General features: G+C 44.9%; 22 protein-coding genes, 5 tRNA genes and 1 riboswitch. Of the genes, 25 read left to right on the top strand and 2 right to left on the bottom strand.

The genetic code is table 11. The annotated features are described in order from the left end of the window. The first annotated feature begins 33 nt into the window (after window positions 1-33). The 7 genes from A587_RS0108505 (at window position 34) to A587_RS0108475 (ending at window position 7,088) form a co-directional block, all read left to right on the top strand. Entirely contained in the window at window positions 34-453 is a 420-nt protein-coding gene (locus A587_RS0108505) for an META domain-containing protein (protein ID WP_010368829.1), read from the top strand. Between the two features lie 68 nt (window positions 454-521). Beyond that, window positions 522-651, top strand: a riboswitch (TPP riboswitch). A gap of 118 nt (window positions 652-769) precedes the next feature. Beyond that, window positions 770-2,722, top strand: a complete 1,953-nt coding sequence (gene thiC / locus A587_RS0108500; RefSeq protein WP_017217233.1) for a phosphomethylpyrimidine synthase ThiC — start codon at window positions 770-772, stop codon at window positions 2,720-2,722. 58 nt (window positions 2,723-2,780) lie between these two features. After that, window positions 2,781-3,794 carry an FAD-dependent oxidoreductase gene (locus A587_RS0108495; RefSeq protein ID WP_017217232.1) on the top strand — a complete coding sequence of 338 codons (1,014 nt, stop codon included), beginning with the start codon at window positions 2,781-2,783 and terminating at the stop codon, window positions 3,792-3,794. Continuing rightward, entirely contained in the window at window positions 3,791-3,988 is a 198-nt protein-coding gene (thiS, locus tag A587_RS0108490) for a sulfur carrier protein ThiS (RefSeq protein ID WP_010368823.1), read from the top strand. Before A587_RS0108495 ends, thiS begins: the two co-directional genes overlap by 4 nt. Window positions 3,989-3,990: 2 nt before the next feature. After that, on the top strand, window positions 3,991-4,788 hold the full coding sequence (locus tag A587_RS0108485) for a thiazole synthase (RefSeq protein ID WP_017217231.1): 798 nt from the start codon (window positions 3,991-3,993) through the stop codon (window positions 4,786-4,788). A gap of 34 nt (window positions 4,789-4,822) precedes the next feature. Then, entirely contained in the window at window positions 4,823-6,346 is a 1,524-nt protein-coding gene (thiE, locus tag A587_RS0108480; protein WP_017217230.1) for a thiamine phosphate synthase, read from the top strand. Continuing rightward, entirely contained in the window at window positions 6,339-7,088 is a 750-nt protein-coding gene (locus A587_RS0108475) for a HesA/MoeB/ThiF family protein (RefSeq protein ID WP_017217229.1), read from the top strand. Before thiE ends, A587_RS0108475 begins: the two co-directional genes overlap by 8 nt. A 25-nt stretch (window positions 7,089-7,113) precedes the next feature. Here A587_RS0108475 and asd read toward each other — a convergent pair whose 3' ends face one another. Further along, window positions 7,114-7,980 carry an archaetidylserine decarboxylase gene (gene asd / locus A587_RS0108470; protein WP_017217228.1) on the bottom strand — a complete coding sequence of 289 codons (867 nt, stop codon included), beginning with the start codon at window positions 7,978-7,980 and terminating at the stop codon, window positions 7,114-7,116. 98 nt (window positions 7,981-8,078) lie between these two features. Then, window positions 8,079-9,131, bottom strand: coding sequence for a small ribosomal subunit biogenesis GTPase RsgA (rsgA, locus tag A587_RS0108465; RefSeq protein WP_010368812.1), 1,053 nt, complete (start codon window positions 9,129-9,131; stop codon window positions 8,079-8,081). Between the two features lie 161 nt (window positions 9,132-9,292). Here rsgA and orn point away from each other — a divergent pair, with 161 nt between their 5' ends. The 18 genes from orn to A587_RS0108375 all read left to right on the top strand — a co-directional run bounded on the left by orn (window position 9,293) and on the right by A587_RS0108375 (window position 18,822). After that, window positions 9,293-9,838 carry an oligoribonuclease gene (gene orn, locus A587_RS0108460; protein WP_010607090.1) on the top strand — a complete coding sequence of 182 codons (546 nt, stop codon included), beginning with the start codon at window positions 9,293-9,295 and terminating at the stop codon, window positions 9,836-9,838. A 167-nt stretch (window positions 9,839-10,005) separates the two neighbouring features. Then, window positions 10,006-10,081 (top strand) — tRNA-Gly (locus tag A587_RS0108455). 194 nt (window positions 10,082-10,275) lie between these two features. Beyond that, a tRNA-Gly gene (locus tag A587_RS0108450) sits at window positions 10,276-10,351 on the top strand. A gap of 116 nt (window positions 10,352-10,467) precedes the next feature. After that, window positions 10,468-10,543, top strand: a tRNA-Gly gene (locus A587_RS0108445). A 194-nt stretch (window positions 10,544-10,737) separates the two neighbouring features. Further along, window positions 10,738-10,813, top strand: a tRNA-Gly gene (locus A587_RS0108440). A 196-nt stretch (window positions 10,814-11,009) separates the two neighbouring features. Continuing rightward, window positions 11,010-11,085 (top strand) — tRNA-Gly (locus A587_RS0108435). 206 nt (window positions 11,086-11,291) lie between these two features. Next, window positions 11,292-11,633 (top strand): 30S ribosomal protein S6, encoded by a 342-nt coding sequence (rpsF, locus tag A587_RS0108430; protein ID WP_010368810.1) that lies wholly within the window; start codon window positions 11,292-11,294, stop codon window positions 11,631-11,633. Window positions 11,634-11,671: 38 nt separating this feature from the next. Beyond that, the gene (priB, locus tag A587_RS0108425) at window positions 11,672-12,001 is read left to right on the top strand and encodes a primosomal replication protein N (protein WP_010368809.1); all 330 of its coding nucleotides are present in this window, start codon (window positions 11,672-11,674) and stop codon (window positions 11,999-12,001) included. A gap of 11 nt (window positions 12,002-12,012) precedes the next feature. Further along, entirely contained in the window at window positions 12,013-12,240 is a 228-nt protein-coding gene (gene rpsR, locus A587_RS0108420; protein ID WP_002962753.1) for a 30S ribosomal protein S18, read from the top strand. A 35-nt stretch (window positions 12,241-12,275) separates the two neighbouring features. Further along, window positions 12,276-12,728, top strand: coding sequence for a 50S ribosomal protein L9 (rplI, locus tag A587_RS0108415; protein WP_010368808.1), 453 nt, complete (start codon window positions 12,276-12,278; stop codon window positions 12,726-12,728). Between the two features lie 414 nt (window positions 12,729-13,142). Continuing rightward, window positions 13,143-13,556: a type IV pilin protein gene (locus A587_RS0108410; protein WP_017217227.1), complete on the top strand. Its 414-nt coding sequence runs from the start codon at window positions 13,143-13,145 to the stop codon at window positions 13,554-13,556. Then, a complete protein-coding gene (locus A587_RS0108405) occupies window positions 13,540-13,998 on the top strand; it encodes a GspH/FimT family pseudopilin (RefSeq protein WP_010368806.1) in 459 nt (152 codons plus the stop codon). The genes A587_RS0108410 and A587_RS0108405 overlap by 17 nt, the downstream gene beginning before the upstream one ends. Continuing rightward, window positions 13,989-14,411 carry a type IV pilus modification PilV family protein gene (locus A587_RS0108400; RefSeq protein ID WP_026000925.1) on the top strand — a complete coding sequence of 141 codons (423 nt, stop codon included), beginning with the start codon at window positions 13,989-13,991 and terminating at the stop codon, window positions 14,409-14,411. The genes A587_RS0108405 and A587_RS0108400 overlap by 10 nt, the downstream gene beginning before the upstream one ends. Further along, window positions 14,408-14,896 carry a PilW family protein gene (locus A587_RS0108395; RefSeq protein WP_017217225.1) on the top strand — a complete coding sequence of 163 codons (489 nt, stop codon included), beginning with the start codon at window positions 14,408-14,410 and terminating at the stop codon, window positions 14,894-14,896. Before A587_RS0108400 ends, A587_RS0108395 begins: the two co-directional genes overlap by 4 nt. Window positions 14,897-14,900: 4 nt before the next feature. Then, entirely contained in the window at window positions 14,901-16,643 is a 1,743-nt protein-coding gene (locus tag A587_RS0108390) for a DUF7305 domain-containing protein (protein ID WP_017217224.1), read from the top strand. A gap of 206 nt (window positions 16,644-16,849) precedes the next feature. Next, the gene (locus tag A587_RS0108385; RefSeq protein ID WP_010368802.1) at window positions 16,850-17,401 is read left to right on the top strand and encodes an RNA polymerase sigma factor; all 552 of its coding nucleotides are present in this window, start codon (window positions 16,850-16,852) and stop codon (window positions 17,399-17,401) included. Next, on the top strand, window positions 17,394-17,873 hold the full coding sequence (locus A587_RS0108380) for a hypothetical protein (RefSeq protein ID WP_017217223.1): 480 nt from the start codon (window positions 17,394-17,396) through the stop codon (window positions 17,871-17,873). The genes A587_RS0108385 and A587_RS0108380 overlap by 8 nt, the downstream gene beginning before the upstream one ends. 10 nt (window positions 17,874-17,883) lie before the next feature. Continuing rightward, entirely contained in the window at window positions 17,884-18,822 is a 939-nt protein-coding gene (locus A587_RS0108375; RefSeq protein ID WP_010368800.1) for a DUF4097 family beta strand repeat-containing protein, read from the top strand. The last annotated feature ends 82 nt before the right edge of the window (window positions 18,823-18,904 follow it).

Genomic DNA, 18,904 nt, shown 5'->3' with positions numbered 1-18,904 from the left:
AATAAACTCAGGGCATAAAATAGATGGTTTACCATGAAATTCATCAGCATAATCGGCGCAATAATGGCGCTTAGTGGATGTATATCGACAGGGAAGGTAGACACGGAAGCGCTTAAGTATTCCGCTTGGCAGTTACAGAGTATTAATGGCCAAAATATTACGCAATTACAATCAGACGCTGGACTTGGTGAAAAGCCTATTGATATTCGTTTTATCGATGCACTGCAAGTCAATGGTTTTGCGGGTTGTAATCGCTTTTTTGGCGAAGGCGAAATTGTCGAAGGGCAGTTAAAAGTTAAAAACTTAGGCATGACGCGTAAGTACTGCGGTGAAGAAATCGCTCAGGTTGAATCGCAGCTTATTAACCAATTACAAATTGGTGTCTTGCTTGAAGTAAATGCTAATAAGTTGACCTTAAAAGGAAAACCTCAGTTTAGTTTTATTAAACAATAAGCTGAAAATAAGAATTCCAGTGTCAGTGCTTGCGAGCTTTCGTGTTAGCAAGTAGACTGGCGCTAATTCGTTACTTGTCGGAGTGCCTTGAGTTTTTGCAGCAAATTTGTTGCAGATAGTCGGGCTGAGATCGCATTTTGCGGGATCCGTGGACCTGATCAGGTTAATGCCTGCGTAGGGAACAAGACAGCAAACGCGCTGCGTTTGTCTGTAGCAATAGTGGTTTATTGCTATCCACCTTACCCGAGGACTATCCTCGTCTCTCTCCTGTTGGAGATCTGACAAGACACCTTTGTATGAAAATAAGAGGGACGTCATGTCAAACAATAGTAGCAAGCTAAGTCGTCGTGAAGCGCGAGCAGCCGCGGCAGAATTTATCCATAACCTTAAAGGCCAACCTTTTCCAAACTCACATAAAGTTTATGTGAAGGGCGAGCAAGCAGGCGTACGCGTTGGTATGCGTGAAATCACGCTAAGTGATTCGTTTGTTGGTGGCACCGAAGAAAATCCGGTATTTGAATCAAACGATCCCGTTCGTGTTTATGATACTTCAGGTCCATACACAGATCCTGAAGTACCGGTTGACGTTCGTGCTGGTCTTCCTAAATTTAGAGAGCAGTGGATAGTTGAGCGCGATGATACCGAAATGCTAGAGTCGGTGACGTCACAGTTTTCTCAGCAGCGTATGGCGGATGAAGGACTTGATCATATTCGCTTTGAACATTTACCTAAAATTCGCCGTGCTAAGGCGGGTAAAAATGTCACGCAAATGCACTACGCCCGTCAAGGCATAGTGACGCCTGAAATGGAATATGTGGCGATCCGTGAGAATATGGGACGCGCTAAGTTGCGTGAAGAATTGCTCGCGCAGCAACACAAAGGCCAATCGTTTGGCGCCAGTATTCCTGAGTTTATTACGCCTGAATTTGTGCGTGATGAAATCGCCCGTGGTCGTGCTGTACTGCCAAACAATATCAATCACCCTGAGACTGAGCCGATGATCATCGGACGTAACTTCTTAGTCAAAGTTAATGCCAATATCGGTAACTCATCTGTGACCTCTTCTATCGAAGAAGAAGTAGAAAAGATGGTATGGTCGACCCGTTGGGGTGCAGATACCGTAATGGATCTGTCGACAGGGCGCTACATTCATGAGACCCGCGAGTGGGTGGTACGTAACTCTCCAGTGCCTATCGGTACGGTACCAATCTATCAGGCACTAGAAAAAGTGAATGGCGTTGCCGAAGATCTAACGTGGGAGATCTTCCGCGATACCTTGATTGAACAAGCTGAGCAAGGCGTGGATTACTTTACCATCCATGCGGGAGTACTACTGCGTTACGTGCCGATGACGGCTAAACGCGTGACGGGTATTGTGTCTCGCGGTGGTTCAATTATGGCGAAGTGGTGTTTAGCGCATCACAAAGAAAACTTCCTCTACACGCACTTTGAAGACATCTGTGAAATCTTAAAGCAATACGATGTTTGTTTCTCGTTAGGTGATGGCTTGCGTCCGGGTTCTATTGCCGATGCCAATGACGAAGCGCAATTTAGCGAACTGCGTACCCTTGGTGAGTTAACTAAGCTTGCGTGGAAACACGATGTTCAGGTCTTTATTGAAGGCCCAGGACACGTGCCGATGCATATGATCAAAGAGAATATGGAAGAGCAGCTTAAACACTGTGATGAAGCTCCATTTTATACTCTTGGTCCACTCACAACTGATATCGCTCCGGGTTATGATCACTTCACTTCAGGGATTGGTGCGGCGCAAATTGCGTGGTATGGCTGTGCGATGCTGTGCTATGTGACACCAAAAGAACACTTAGGCTTACCGAATAAAGAAGATGTAAAAGAAGGCTTGATCACCTACAAGATCGCGGCGCATGCAGCGGATCTGGCGAAAGGCCATCCGGGTGCTCAAGTTCGTGACAATGCGCTGTCTAAAGCACGCTTTGAGTTCCGCTGGCACGATCAGTTTAATCTCGGTCTAGATCCAGAGCGTGCTCGTGAATATCACGATGAGACCTTGCCACAAGAGTCGGGCAAAGTCGCTCACTTCTGTTCTATGTGTGGTCCTAAATTCTGCTCGATGAAGATAACTCAGGATGTGCGTGACTATGCAAAAGCGTTAGAAGCGCGAGGCATTGATCCGAATAATGTGGGCGAAGAGATCAGCATTAAAATGGTGGATGTTGAAGCCGAGATGAAAGCAAAATCAGAAGAGTTTAAGCAATCAGGCTCTGAGCTTTATCACAAAGCGATATAACCTATCCCATCATAGCCACCTTGATGCCCGTCGGGTGGCTAATTTTAGGAGTGTAGCTATGTCTACTCAAGCACGTGTTGCTATCTTGGGTTTTGGCTTAACTGGGCGCATCGCCGCATTGATGCTCGCTGAGCGTTATCAAATCAACGTATTTGAACAAGCAAAGGAAGGTACTGAGAGCTCAGCAGGTAGTGTCGCTGCGGCCATGTTAGCGCCGTTGGCTGAGTCTGTGATATGCGATGAAGCATTGGCGCTGCAGGGGCTGGAGTCCATGAAACTTTGGCCACAACTACTGGCGAAACTGGAAAACCCGGTATTTTTTCAGCAGCAAGGCTCCCTTATTGTGGCACATGGTCAAGACCGTGGTGATTTAGTGAGTTTTCAGCAGCGCTTAAAGCCGTTAAAAGATCATAGTGCGGAAGTGGTGAATGGTACTCGGATCGCGCAATTGGAACCAGAGCTTGGCGGTGTGTTCCATCAAGGCTTGTATTTACCTTGCGAAGGCCAGCTTGATAATCAGGCGTTCTATCAAAGTAGTGCGGCAACATTGACGAAGCAAGGTGTAGAGATTAACTACGGTGTCCATTGTGATGAAGCGCAAAAGGCGCAGCTTAGTCAAGCATATGACTGGGTGATTGATTGTCGCGGTCTTGGTGCGAAAGCTACGTGTAATGGACTTCGTGGTGTGCGTGGCGAAGTAGCGAGAATTTATGCCCCAGAAGTGACCTTAACTCGACCTGTGCGCTTGATGCACCCCAGATATCCCATTTACATTGCGCCAAAACCAGACCATCAATTTGTTATTGGTGCGACGGAAATTGAATCGCAAGATAATGGTGAGATAACGGTACGTTCTACACTCGAATTACTCTCTGCTGCTTATTCAGTTCATCGTGGGTTTGCCGAAGCGCGAGTATTGTCTTTATTAGCAGGGCTTAGACCTGCGTTTAAAGATAATCACCCCAAAATTGAACAACAAGGTAATGTGATCAGTATTAATGGCCTATATAGACACGGTTATCTGCTGGCACCGCTTATCGTGAAACAAGCACTATCTAAGGAGTTATTATGAAAGTCGAATTTAATGGCGAAACGATTAATATCAACCGCGAGCAAAATATTCAGGAATTTATTGAAGCCAGAGGTGCCAAACCGCCTTTTGCCGTCGCGCTTAATGGTACTTTTGTTTCTCGTACGGAGCTGCCAAGCGTGACACTAAGCGATGGTGATAAGATTGAGCTTTTATCGCCAATTCAAGGGGGATAAACATGCAGTCTTTGACTGATACTAAGCTCACCATTTATGGTGAAAAATTTACTAGCCGCATGTTAATTGGTTCAGCACTTTATCCCTCTCCAGAGGTAATGCAGGCAGCGATCGCCACCTCGGGAGCTGAGGTTGTTACTGTGTCGCTGAGACGCCAGCAAACTCAGCAGGCGGGTGATGACTTTTGGTCGCTTATCAAAGAGATGGGACTGCGAGTCTTACCAAATACGGCAGGCTGTCATAGCGTAAAAGAAGCCGTGACACTGGCGCAAATGTGCCGGGAAGTGTTTGCCACGGATTGGATTAAACTTGAACTTATTGGTGATGAATATAACTTGCAGCCAGATCCAATCGCACTGCTTGAAGCCACCGAAATCTTGCTTAAAGACGGTTTTAAGGTATTGCCCTATTGCACCGATGATTTGGTGTTGTGTCAGCGTTTGGATGCGCTGGGATGTGAGGTTTTAATGCCATGGGGCGCGCCAATTGGTACGGGAAAAGGGCTGTTAAATCCATATAACCTGCAAACCATCCGCACGCGTTTACCCCATCAAACCTTGATTGTGGACGCTGGACTCGGCTTGCCGTCTCATGCTTGCCAAGCTCTAGAGCTAGGTTATGATGCCGTACTATTAAATTCGGCAGTGGCAGGGGCGGGTTGTCCCATCACCATGGCAAAAGCGTTTGAAGCCAGCACGGTTGCAGGGCGTCTGTCTTATTTGGCAAAAGCAATGCCACAAAAAGAGGTGGCATCACCTTCTACGCCAACCTTAGGCATGCCTTTTTGGCACGCAAACTAACTTGAATTGCGGATAACTATATAAGGAGTTCTCTTTGTCACATATCGTTTGGAGTATTGCGGGGTCTGATTCTGGCGGTGGCGCTGGTATTCAAGCGGATATCAAAGCAACGCAGAGCTTTAATGTTCATTGTTGTACCGTAGTAACTGCGTTGACGGCGCAAAATAGTTTAGGGGTGGAAGCGTTAAACCCGGTTTCGACCACGGTTATCGAATCTCAGCTGACGGCGCTTTCGCAAGATATGCCTGCAACGGTGATAAAGATTGGCATGCTCGCCAATGTTCAGCAGATCCAACTGATTGCTGAACACCTTGAGCATTATAAAGCAACATGGGCAAAACCGCCGCTAGTGGTTTATGACCCAGTAGCTATCGCGACGAGCGGGGATTCATTAACCGAAGAAGACACGGTGGATGCGTTAAAAACCCATTTATTACCGCTGGTGGATATTATTACACCCAATACACACGAAACTCAGCTGCTGACAGGTGTGTATTTGATAGGCCCTGATGCTGTAAAAGAGGCTGCTGCCAAATTGCGTGAATTCGGTGCAAAGTCGGTGATCATTAAAGGCGGTCATTGGGATTACCCAAAAGGCTACTGCATTGATTATGGCTTAGCGGGTGATACCGAGTATTGGCTTGGCAATGAGAAAATTCAAACACCGCATAGCCATGGTACTGGGTGTAGTTTATCGTCAGTGATCGCGGCATGTATGGCCAAGGAGTATCCATTTAAAGATGCTTTTATTCTCGCTAAAGCATACATCAATGCCGGGCTAAAAGCGGCGATACGTTATGGCGAAGGTGTGGGCCCTGTTGCGCATACGAGTTTTCCAGCTGATCTTAATGATTACCCGCAAGTGATAGAAGCGGGCTCTTGGCTTGCTGATGAACTAGAGTTTGCATTACCTGAGGAGTTTAATTTTGCCGCAGGCTTTGCCAGCATTGACGACCCTATTGGGCTTTATGCAGTGGTGGACAGCGCTGATTGGGTGGAAAAGTGCCTTGCTTTAGGTGTCGATACGGTGCAGCTGAGAATTAAAGATCCAGAGCAAGCTAATCTTGAAGCTGAAATACAAACCGCCATTGCACTTGGACAAAAATACGATGCGAAGGTGTTTATTAACGACTACTGGCAGTTAGCGATTAAACACGGCGCTTATGGAATTCATTTAGGCCAAGAGGATATCGATAAAGCTAATCTTGTTGCCATCCAAGAGGCAGGGCTGCGCTTAGGTATTTCGACCCATGGTTTTTATGAAATGCTCAGGGCACATAACTATCGCCCAAGTTATTTGGCTTTTGGTGCCATCTACCCAACCACGACCAAAGACATGACCGGCCAAATCCAAGGGCTGGAAAAGCTGACACATTTTGTGCCTTTGATGCAAAGCAGCTATCCAACAGTCGCTATTGGTGGCATTGATCTTAGTCGCGTGCCAGAAGTGGCTGCAACTGGCGTATCTAGTATCGCGGTTGTAAGAGCCGTCACTGAAGCCCAAGACCCACAGCAAGCTGTACTTGAATTAAAGCAAGCTATGGCGCGGCATGACTGAACTCAATGACAAAGAGCGGCTAAGGTATAGTCGCCATTTGCTGTTAAAAGAGGTCGGGGAGCAAGGCCAACTCGCATTGAAGCAGGCGCATGTGGCTGTGGTTGGCTGCGGTGGGCTGGGAAGCCCAGCGTTGTTTTACTTAGCGGCGAGTGGCATTGGTAAGCTTACTTTTGTTGATGACGACGATGTGGAATTGTCTAACTTGCAAAGGCAAATTCTGTATAAGGTGAACCACCTTGGTCAGCAAAAATCCAAAGCAGCAGCAAAGGTGCTGGCAAGTCTCAATAACGAGATCACATTAGTACCAATGAATGCGAGATTGACTGATAAGAACGTCGCCGAGTTGCTCCGTGATGCAGATGTTGTCCTGGATTGCAGCGATAACTTTACTACCCGTTATTTGCTCAATCGGTATTGTTATCAAGCGAGCAAGGTGTTGATAGCTGGAGCCGCGATTGCCACGCAAGGCCAACTAATGTGTTTTGATTTTAGAGCCAAGTCGCCTTGTTATGCTTGCGTTTTCCCTGAGGGTTCGCAAACATCAGTGGAGAATTGTGACAACTTTGGCGTTATTAGTCCATTACTGGGAGTGATCGGCGCGCAGCAAGCTTTATTGACGATAAATGTGCTACTTGGACATCACCAAGGAAGTGTATTTTGTACGCTAGATGGTATGAGTTTTCAGCAAAAGCAGTATAGGCTCAGCAAAAACCCCGAATGTGAATGTTGTGGCTTGAAGTAGTTTAAAGCCACTAATACCAATTAGTCTACTCTGCTATTTTTGCGAAAGGGGTACCCATGCGTGTGACAGTCTCTGGGTTTTGGCCATCTAAGAACTCAGCCTTATTTGCCCCCCACGCTAAGATCACGGTAGAACCAAGCTTAAAGCGACCCATCTCTTCGCCTTTTTTCAGCATTATCGCGTTGTCACCTTCTGCTGGATATGTCCAAGTAAAGACATCTCTTCCGGCTGGTGGTGTCACTGTACCGGCCCAAATCGTCTCAATGCTAGCGACGATAGTTGCACCAACCAATACCATAGAAAGCGGACCAATCTCAGTGTCAAAAATAGCAACAACTCGCTCGTTACGAGCAAATAAATTAGGCACATTTTGCGCAGTAAGTGGATTTACTGAGAATAAGTCGCCTGGTACATAAATCATTTTACGAAGTGTGCCATCAACCGGCATGTGGATACGGTGATAATCCTTCGGCGCTAGATAAATCGTTGCAAACTTACCACCAACATAAGGCGCAACGTCTTCTTCTTTACCACCTAGCAGCGTCTGTAAGCTGTAGTTGTGGCCCTTAGCTTGGATAATTTGACCATCGACGACATCACCAAGTTGGCTGATTGCACCATCAACAGGGTGGGCAAGGATATCGCTATCTTCTGCCAAAGGACGGATCCCCGGCTTCAGCGGACGGGTAAAAAACTCGTTAAAGGTTTTATAGTGAGCTGGATCTTCGTGCAATGCCTCGCTCATGTCGATTTTATATTGTTTGATAAACAGCTTAATTAGCTTTGTGGTTAAGGCGCCAGCTTCTGCTGCGGCAAGCTTACCAACCAAACGAGAAACCGCATGTTTAGGTAATGCATATTGCATGGCAATTTTTAGTTTATCCAAATTCACTTTTAACAGTTCCTAATTATTAGTCTTGTCACTTTCGCTTTTTTGTATTGCGAAGTGGCTATCGGGCTCAAGTCATTGAGCCAATTTAGCAAATATTATCAGACTCTCGGCGCGCGCGCACCTGCGCGGCCATCAGCCATAGACTCTAAAATACGATGGTAACTTTCAAAACGTAATTCGCTGATTTTACCTTCATCTACGGCTTCACGAAGTAAACATCCCGGATCGTTCAGGTGTTTACAGTCTCTAAAGCGGCAACCGCCAATAAACTCCCTAAATTCTTTAAAGCACCAAGTGACGCGTTCCACGTCTAAGTGCCATAGGCCGAACTCACGGATCCCTGGGCTGTCGATCAGGTTTCCACCGGACGGCAAGTGGTGTAAGCGCGATACTGTGGTTGTATGTTGCCCTAAGCCGCTATTTTCGGAGACTTCTTTGGTGAGAATATCTGCATTGGGTAGTACCGTATTGACCAACGTTGATTTGCCAACCCCTGATTGTCCAACAAAAATGTTATTTTTGTCCTCAAGCATGTGTTTTAACTCGTCAATGCCTTCGCCTGATTTTGTACTGACTAACAGTACGCGATAGCCAAGCTCACGATATATATCTAAGACTTCATCAATATATTCGAGGCTTTCTTGGTCAAGCAAATCAATTTTATTTAGTAATAAAATCGGCTCTATCCCCATATCCTCACAAGCGACTAAATAGCGATCGATGATTTGAGGGGTAAATTCAGGCACAACGGCCGACACCATCAATATTTGGTCAATATTTGCAGCAACAACTTTCACACCGTCATAAAAATCTGGACGAGTGAGCTGTGTGCGCCTTTCATGTACAGCCTCAATTACGCCGGCTAAGTCACCATCACTGACCTTGGCACGACGAAAAATGACTTCATCACCGCAAACTAAGCTTGTTACGGTACGACGGATATTGCAACGCAAAACCTCTTGGTCTGTGGTTTCTATATCCGCATGTTGGCCGAAGCGGCTGATCACCACTGCAGCTTCTGTTGGCCCTAAGTTGTCGTTTTGCCATGAAACATCAGATACTTCTGTCTCTTTCGCTTTATCGATTCGCTTCTGATGATTGGCTTTAATCCGACGGGATTGGCCCTTACTGAGTTTCTTTTTCTTTGCCATGTTTATAATCTGTTTAAGCTTAGGCGTGCAGAGCGTTCAAATTTAGGCTATAAATCAATAAAACGCCGCGCATGGTAAAAAAAGCTTTAGGTCGAGTGTTTAAACTAATATGATATATCTAATTGCATTGGATCTAAAGGAAAGTACCGCTAAGGTAAAGTATGACTTTTCATGAATCAAACTTGATCTGGCTCGATCTAGAGATGACGGGGCTAGAACCGAAAACAGATAAAATCTTAGAAATCGCGACGGTGATCACAGATGGTGATCTCAATGTTTTAGCTGAAGGTCCAGTAGTGGCAATTCATCAAAGTGATGAGCTGTTGGACAATATGGATGAGTGGTGCACCAATCAACACGGTCGCTCAGGTCTAACTGCTCGCTGTAAAGCGAGTAAGTTCACGGAAGCAGATGCAGTTAAGCAAACACTAGATTTCCTTAAAGAGTGGGTGCCGCCAGGTGCTTCTCCAATGTGTGGTAACTCTATTGGTCAAGACCGTAGATTCCTCAATAAATACATGCCAGAGCTAGAAGCTTATTTCCACTATCGTAATTTGGATGTCAGTACGATAAAAGAACTTGCGAGACGCTGGAAGCCAGAGCTATTGGGTGAAATAAAGAAAAAAAGCTCTCATTTAGCACTGGATGATATCAAAGATTCCATCATGGAGCTGAAAGTTTACCAAGAAAAATTCTTCAAAGTTTAAAAAACACTTGCAAAGCAAATTTTATCTTGTAGAATCCTGCCCCGCTTGAGATGACAAGCCTTGCGGGGTTTCTTGAGCATAAATAAAGCAGTACAAGCTCAGCTGCTAAAACGTTAGACGCGACCTCAAGGTTGCGCCCAGCGGAAAACTAAGAGCTATATCGGAATGCGGCACTAGCTCAGCTGGTAGAGCGCGACCTTGCCAAGGTCGAGGTCACGAGTTCGAACCTCGTGTGCCGCTCCAAACACTTGTTTTAGGTGTATAAACTAAAAAATGTGATGCAGCACTAGCTCAGCTGCTACAGGTAAAGACGCGACCTAGCGTAGTTACCGACAAATTCAGAGCTAAATATTGTGATGCAGCACTAGCTCAGCTGCTATAGGTAATCAACGCGACCTTGCGTAATTATCGAAAACACAATGAGCTAACTATGGAATGCGGCACTAGCTCAGCTGGTAGAGCGCGACCTTGCCAAGGTCGAGGTCACGAGTTCGAACCTCGTGTGCCGCTCCAAACACTTGTTTTAGGTGTATAAACTAAAAAATGTGATGCGGCACTAGCTCAGCTGCTATAGGTAATCAACGCGACCTTGCGTAATTATCGACAACACAATGAGCTAACTATGGAATGCGGCACTAGCTCAGCTGGTAGAGCGCGACCTTGCCAAGGTCGAGGTCACGAGTTCGAACCTCGTGTGCCGCTCCAAACACTTGCTTTAGGTGTATAAACTAAAAAATTTGATGCGGCACTAGCTCAGCTGCTACAGGTAAAGACGCGACCTTGCGTAGTTACCAACAAATCCAGAGCTAGATATTGTGATGCGGCACTAGCTCAGCTGCAGTAGGTAATAAACGCGACCTTGCGTAATTACCGACAATATAATGAGCTAACTATGGAATGCGGCACTAGCTCAGCTGGTAGAGCGCGACCTTGCCAAGGTCGAGGTCACGAGTTCGAACCTCGTGTGCCGCTCCAAGCACTTGCTTTAGGTGTATAAACTAAAAAATGTGATGCGGCACTAGCTCAGCTGCAGTAGGTAATAAACGCGACCTTGCGTAATTACCGACAATATAATGAGCTAACTATGGAATGCGGCACTAGCTCAGCTGCAGTAGGTAATCAACGCGACCTTGCCTTTATTACCGACAACATAACGAGCTAACTATGGAATGCGGCACTAGCTCAGCTGGTAGAGCGCGACCTTGCCAAGGTCGAGGTCACGAGTTCGAACCTCGTGTGCCGCTCCAACTCTCCTAAATATTCTTATTTTTCAATCACTCTAAAAACCCCTTGCAGATATAGCTTTATTCCACCAATTTTTCATAACAAACTGATTGCTTAATTTTAATGCTACGCGTAAAATACGCGCTCTTTCGGCCTTACTATTATCGTTCCTTGCCTTACCCCGACTGGCCGAAACGGGACAAGGCTATACTAACCGTAAGGAATATCCATGCGTCATTACGAAATCGTATTCATGGTTCACCCAGACCAAAGTGAGCAAGTACCTGGTATGATCGAGCGTTATACTGGTGCTATCACTGAAGCTGGCGGTACTATTCACCGTCTAGAAGACTGGGGTCGTCGTCAACTGGCTTACCCAATCGAAAAGCTTCACAAAGCACACTATGTTCTTTTGAACGTTGAAGCACCAACTGAAGTAATCAACGAGCTTGAAACTTCTTTCCGCTACAACGATGCAGTGCTTCGTAACCTAGTTATGCGTACTAAAAACGCGGTAACTGAAGCGTCTCCTCTTGCAAAAGAAGAGAAAAAAGAAGCAGCTTCTGCTTAATCGTTGTTGATTTCGGATTTGACTAACCTTTCGAGGTAATGGTGAGTAATCAGGTTGACCTGTATACCAATCAATATCTGCTTTCGGGCGTGATTTGTAAAACACCTAAATTTAGTCAAAGCCCAGCTGGGATCCCACATTGCATATTTGTACTTGAGCACAAATCAATGCAATTAGAGGCTGACCTTACTCGAAATGCCTACGTGCGTATTCAAGTGGTTGCCAGTGGAGAACAGTTCCGAAACCAAACTGAGCATTTATACGTTGGGCAAGCATTACAAGTTCGCGGTTTTATAAATCGCCACGAGAGCCGAAATGGCTTGAGTCAGCTGGTATTGCACGCACAACATATTGAAAGAATTAATTGAGGAAATTACTCATGGCACGTTATTTCAGACGTCGTAAGTTCTGCCGTTTTAAAGCGGAAGGCGTACAACAAATTGATTACAAAGATCTGGCTACTCTTAGAAACTACGTAACAGAAAGTGGCAAAATCGTACCTAGCCGTATCACAGGTACTAGCGCTAAATACCAGCGTCAGCTAGCAACTGCTATCAAGCGTGCTCGCTACCTAGCCCTTCTTCCATACACTGACTTACACAAGTAAGCAGCTGATTACTAGTTTTTAAAAGGTGTAGAGACATGCAAGTTATTCTACTAGACAAAATTGCAAACCTAGGTAGCCTAGGTGATCAGGTTAATGTTAAATCTGGCTTCGCACGTAACTTCTTATTCCCTAAGGGTAAAGCAGTTCCTGCAACTAAATCTAACATTGAAACTTTCGAAGCACGTCGCGCTGAGCTTGAAGCGAAAATCGCTGAAGAGCTAGTTGCTGCACAGGCACGCGCTGAAAAACTAGAAGCACTAGCTGAAGTAACTCTAGTTTCTAAAGCGGGTGACGAAGGTAAGCTATTCGGTTCTATCGGTACTCGCGATATTGCTGATGCTATCTCTGCAGTAGGTGTTGAGGTTTCTAAGTCAGAAGTTCGTCTACCTCTAGGTACTATCCGTGAGACTGGCGAGTTCGACGTAGCTATCCAAGTACACTCTGACGTTACAGCTACGATCAAAGTAATCGTAATTGCTGAAGCTTAATTTTTAATTGAGCTTAAAAAAGCCGTGTATTTTTATACACGGCTTTTTATTCACTTAATTTACCTAAATGATCCCGAATTTCGGATAGTAAAAACCTAGTTAACAGATATTCTTAATACTATTGGTTTTGTTGGTATCCAACTTTTAGGTTGAATTAAGTAACCCCTCGAAGAAAATCATAATAATAATCTTATTCATACCAATTTAAGGTGTGACATGGATGATCCTCTCGCTCAAAGTTTGCCTTATATCAAAAGGCAATACTGCTGTAATGTGGTGTAATAAGTTTCCTTTTTAGAAACTTTCGCTCCATGTTATGTTTACATATTATAGGTTAGTCCTTTTCTTTGTCTTTTGTCTGTCATACAGTGGAATAAAATGACAGCGCTATCAATTTAGTGGTGGAATAATTAAATGTCTGTAAATAAAGGTTTTACGCTTACGGAGCTATTAATTGCCGTTGCAATAGTGGCGATCACAGCCAGCGTGGCATATCCGTCATATGTGGAATACGTTCAGGATGGACGTCGTTCGCAAGCACAGCAGCAAATGTTGGAAATGGCGGGGGTGATTGAACGCATATACAGCCGTAATAGTGGCTACCCTGATGCGAGTTTACTTACAGATCTGCCTGAATCTAAATTCTACACGTTTAAATATATTCCCACTGATAAACCAAATGGGGCTGTTGGGCAATACCGTAATTTGGGATATCAATTTACAGCCACGCCAATAGTGGGAAAAGCACAAGCGACTGATAAATGTGGTGTGCTAAGTATCAACCATCTTGGTGAACAAGGACCGAAGAACAATGATTGCTGGCAATAGACATTTAGGGTTTACCTTGCTTGAGCTGCTTATTGCCATGGCAATACTTGCAATTTTAGCTTCGATAGCTGCGCCAAGTTTTATAAAGCAAATTCAGCAAGACAGACTCACGACACATGCTAATCAACTGCAGGCGGTATATCGCTTGGCCCGCAGTGAAGCGGTTCGACGTGAGCAACAGGTATCACTGGTCGTTGAAGACAGCGATTGGGTTGTGAAAACCAATGAAAATGGCCAACTGACTGAAGTGGGGCGGTTTTCTATTAAGCATAGCTCGATAGAAGTGGCACTTGCTGACCAAGTTGTGCGTGAAAGTGGCGAAGTGCTGGCAACAAACAATATATTGATCACCGACAACATTACCGATACCCAGGATTATCGTTTATGTGTGCTGGTCAGTGGTCAAAGTTGGTTAGCTGAGGCGGAACAAAATTGCAGTTAAGTAAGGGGTTTTCTCTCATTGAGGTCGTGGTGTCGATGCTGGTGGCTGGGCTAATGTTGCTTGGTCTTGCTGCTACGCAGCTTAAGTCATTACAGTTTGCCTCCAATAGCTTTCAATACACGATGGCGTTAATTCATGGCCAGAATGCAATTGAGAGGATATGGCCTTTGTTATGTGAATTACAACATAACAACAATGATATGACACTCGCTAATCCACTTATTCAACAGCTGCATCCTGCGGATAGTCGCTTTACGTTAGTGCTGCCTGCGACCTATAGCAATAACATGCAGCTTACGGTGAGTTGGGAAGATAAGCGGGTAAAAAACCTCGCTGAAAACCAAATCTCTTTGACTACCAGTTACCCAAATGTTGAGGATACTTGCTCTCCACCACCTGGGGGGGGCTCATGAAACAGATAAATGGGTATACCTTACTGGAACTTATGGTTGCTATGGTTGTTGGGTTGGTATTGGTTATGGGGATTGCTACGTCATACACATCGATAAAAGAAACGGTGACGACAAGCCAACAGCTGGCAACATCGCAAGAGATTGTTCGCTATACCAATCGAGTGATGATGCGCAGCATCAAGCAAACTCAAGAAATTCCTACTGTGACGGCGACCGATATTACGGTCCGCCAATTGGCAGGAGTACCCGCTTGTGATGGCAGCGTACCTATAGCTGACTACACTGAACGCTATTTTTTACAAGGTGGATATTTAGTGTGCGATCGCGGCACTGGTGATATCAATCTTTTGAAAGGAGTAACTGGACTCGCGTTTGCAACCGATGCCAGTGGTCAGTTAATTACAGTCACAATACAAGGTAGTAGTTTTCCGACACAATACGGTACAGGCATACAGATGAATTTTTACGCTGGATTAGGTAGCTAATACAATGAAACAACAACAAGGTTTTACACTGGTTAAAGTGATGCTGCTTGGCGGCATGGCTAGCGTTGTGGTATTCGCTTCCCTCAAGGAAGGTGTTGTACAAGAAAGATTAAGTGGTAACTTCCAAAAAGACATTAATGCAAGATTAGTGGCTGAACAAGGGATCAGAGAATATCGTCAAAAGCTGGATGCGGCGTTAAGTGGTAATCCACAAGATGTCAATGCGCTGATAAATGGTATTAGTAAAACCGGTAGTGGAACGATCTCTGATTCGCAATATCAGATCTCGGTTAATGCCAATGGCAATGAGTTTGAAATTGAAAGCTTAGGTCAGCGTCATGGTGAGCACGCGAACCATCGGCTAGTTGCGCGCTTCGAGTTACAGCCAGCAGCGAAAGAGTCCATATTCCAAAATGCGGTTACTGGTTGTAAAGGTGTGAACCTATCTGGTAGTGGCTCTGTTGACAGCTATGACTCATCGAAAGGCACTTACGAAGAAACAAAAAGCCATGATGGTGATGTACACACTGTGGTGGGCGATGCAGATGTGGTGCTATCAGGTCACTCTCCGATTAAAGGCGATGTTGAAGCATCTGGTGTGATTTACTTAAAAGGTTCTTCACCTATTTTGGGTGACGTTAGATCAAATACTGGGGTAGATATTTCGCCGTCATCAAGTGGTATTCGAGTAGAAGGTAATGTCTACAGCCGCGGCTTTTTTACACATAGAGGCGGCAAGATCCAAGGTTATGTGCGCGCCATGGGTGACGCGAAAATGGAGTGGGGCGCTGAGATCATCAACCAAAATGGCGATGCGTTCGATATTCAATATACTGGCAGTGGTCAATTTAAAGATACTGGCTTGCAAGTTCAAGATGGTGTGCATTACTCCGATGCTAAATTTAGAGTCGCTGATTTAGTGGTTGAGCCGGTAAAGGTGTACGATCCTGATTCTCCCGACTACGACCCTGCAAAGCCTAATAAAGAGTGTGATCCTTTGGCGTTACCCTTTAATATGGATAGCATTATCGATCCTCGTAATCGATTTACTCCTCTCAATGTAGGCGCGCAACAAATCTTACATTTTAAACCAAAACAGGCAGTGTATGAGCGTAATGGATCGAGCGTGTATGTTGCCAAAGAGCACACCATTTATTTATTCCAAGGAGTGGATCAAAACCTCGGCACAGCGACAGAAAAAACTCAGCTCGCGTTTCCATTTAAAGGGTTGAAGTTAGGATCTGATGGCAAAATCAAGATCTCAGGTGGCGATGTGATTTGGTTGATTGATGGTGACCTCACATTAACTGGTGACACCCATATCTGGATAGAAAAAGAAAGTTCTCTGACCGTGTTCACTACCGGCAAAGTTTCTATTGGTGCAAGTGCTAAGGTTATTGCTGAGCAAGAAGGCTTAACCAAGAACAGCAAACTGCCCGTGTTTAGCGTGTACTCTTCATTTGATGGTCCCGAGGGTTTTGTATTTAGCGGCGCATCGTCACTATATGCTGCTATTTATTCACCGTTAACTTCTATTCTGTTGAACGGCAGTGGGCAATTGTACGGTACAGTTCGAGGGGCATCGATTACTGGTACCGGTGGTACAGGGATCCACTTTGATCAAGCATTAAAAAATGCAGGCATTGGCGTACAGCCGCCGGGACAAAAGCCGAAATTAGTCTTTAAGGGCTGGCACTATAAACCTTACCAAGTTGCCGACGAGAGCGAGGCTAACAGCGCTGAGTAACTTTCCTGAGTGGAGCGTCAGGTTCCACTTTTTGCTGCTAAATAAAAAAGTAAAATTTTTTCCAACCCTTTTAAACCATTTCTGATTTTATCTGCGTCTAAATAAGTACTTTATAAAAAAGTAGAAATTGGCAATTGAGCGTTGGTGACTTTGTTTGTTCCATTCGATATGCGAAGATGAAGGAATCAACCCAAAGGAACAGACGCATGATAATTAATGCCAAAGAGGCATTTACACAAGAACAAACCGATGCGCTAGTGGCTAGGTGCCAGCAAGGGGACCAAGGTGCATTTCGCGAACTATTTGAGCAACATCACCGTCGCGTATATGCATTATGTCTTAGATTGCTCGCTGAGCCCGCTCATGCAGAAGATGCATGTCAGGAAGTTTTTGTGCAATTGTGGCAAAAGATAGACCAATTTAAAGGGCAATCACAATTTACGACTTGGCTACATAGTGTGACCAGTAATATTGCTATCAGCTACCTTAGAAAGCAAAAAAACTGGTTACAAAAGGTCGTAAGCTTTGAACAATCCGGACTGGATGAGCAAGGAGCTGAGCAGCTAGGAGAGCTAAATGGCCTAGATAAACTCATTGTCAGATTGCCGGAACGTGCCAGGTTGGTCTTCGTATTACATGCTGTCGAAGGGTATCGCCACGAGGAAATTGCCAATATGTTAAACATGGCCGTAGGGTCGAGTAAATCGCAATATCACCGAGCACGTAATTTATTACAGGAGTGGTACAACAATGACTAAACCATCTTTTGATGAATTTATGCATACCGCACTGAATGACGAACAGTCGCAGCCAAAGCCACAACGAGACTTATGGCAAGGCGTTGAGCGTGCAATCAATCAAGCACAACCGATGCAGTCGCCAAAGCAAAATAATTGGCAAAAGTTATCTGGTATTGCTGCGTGTACTATTGCGGGCTTACTCGCTTGGCAAGTCATTATGAATCAGCCCAAGCAAGACTCACTGGCTAATATTAGCGCTTTTTTTGAGCAGCAAAAGCAGTCTTTACTGGTTCAATATGAAACGCAGCCAGCGCTGACTTCTGATTGGCAGACACAATTGCAAGAGCTCGAGCAGGCGGAACAAGCGATTAAGTTGTCTTTAAAGCAAGATCCTGAGAACGCTGCGCTGTTAAAAATGTTAGCTCAGGTTTATCAGCAGCAACTCGACTTAATCAATAAGGTTCACCAACCTCGTTGGCAACAAATTTAGGAGAATTAGGATGAAAGCATTAATTATTAGTCTAGCGGCGCTACCTGCGATAGTGTTTGCTGGAGAATCTATCGATAAAGAACTGTCGGTTCCTGCAAATGGTAAAGTTGTCATCGAGAATCAGCGCGGTGACGTAACGATAAAAACATGGGATAAAAATGTTTTTAAAGTGACAGGCGAGTTAGACGATAAAGCCGAGGGTTATAAACTAGAAACCTCTGGTGAGGTAACCGAGTTTATCGTGAAGATGCCAAGACGCTATAAAAGTTGGGGCGGGGGTGATGGTTCTAAACTCACCATTTACATGCCTCGTAGCAGTGAATTAAATTTTGAAGGGGTAGTGGTTGACGTTGAGGCTGCTGATTTAACGGCGGGCGCCCGTATCAAAACAGTCAACGGTAATATTAAAGCGAGTAAAATCAGCGGCAAAATTGCATTAGAAACGGTAAATGGTGATATCGATAGTCGTGACTTAGATGGCAATATTCAGTTTGAAACCGTCAATGGGGACATTGAAGATATCGCTTCGAGCGGTAAATTAAGGTTTAACGCCGTTAATGGCGAAATTAAAACACAAACCACTGCAACCGAGCTGCGCTTGGAAAACGTCAACGGCGAAGTCGAGTTAAAGATGGCAGAGTTAAAAGACTTGCGCTTATCTACCGTTAACGGCGAAATAGCAGTATATGCGGCAAAGTTACTGGATAACGCCAATATAAATATGGACAGCGTTAGTGGTGATATTGAGCTTTATTTCCCTGCAGATGTATCGGCAAGGTTTGAAATCAACGCGCATTCTGGTGGTCATATCACCAATGAGTTAAGTTCAGAGCAAGTTAAAAAAGCCAAATATGGCCCAGCTCGTTCACTTGAGTTTGTGCTTAACGGTGGTAATGCAGATGTAGAAATTGATACCGTTAGCGGCAATATTGAGCTAAAGCGTAACTAGTGAAGCAATAGAGCAGTAAGAACAACAAAAGGCCAGAGTTTCCCCCAAACTCTGGCCTTTTGTTATTTGCACTTATGGGTAG

The sequence above is a fragment of the Pseudoalteromonas sp. NJ631 genome, assembly GCF_000276645.1.
GTDB lineage: Bacteria > Pseudomonadota > Gammaproteobacteria > Enterobacterales > Alteromonadaceae > Pseudoalteromonas > Pseudoalteromonas piscicida.
The sequence above is the reverse complement of the archived record's forward strand: the minus strand, read 5'-3'. Positions and strand labels throughout refer to the sequence as shown.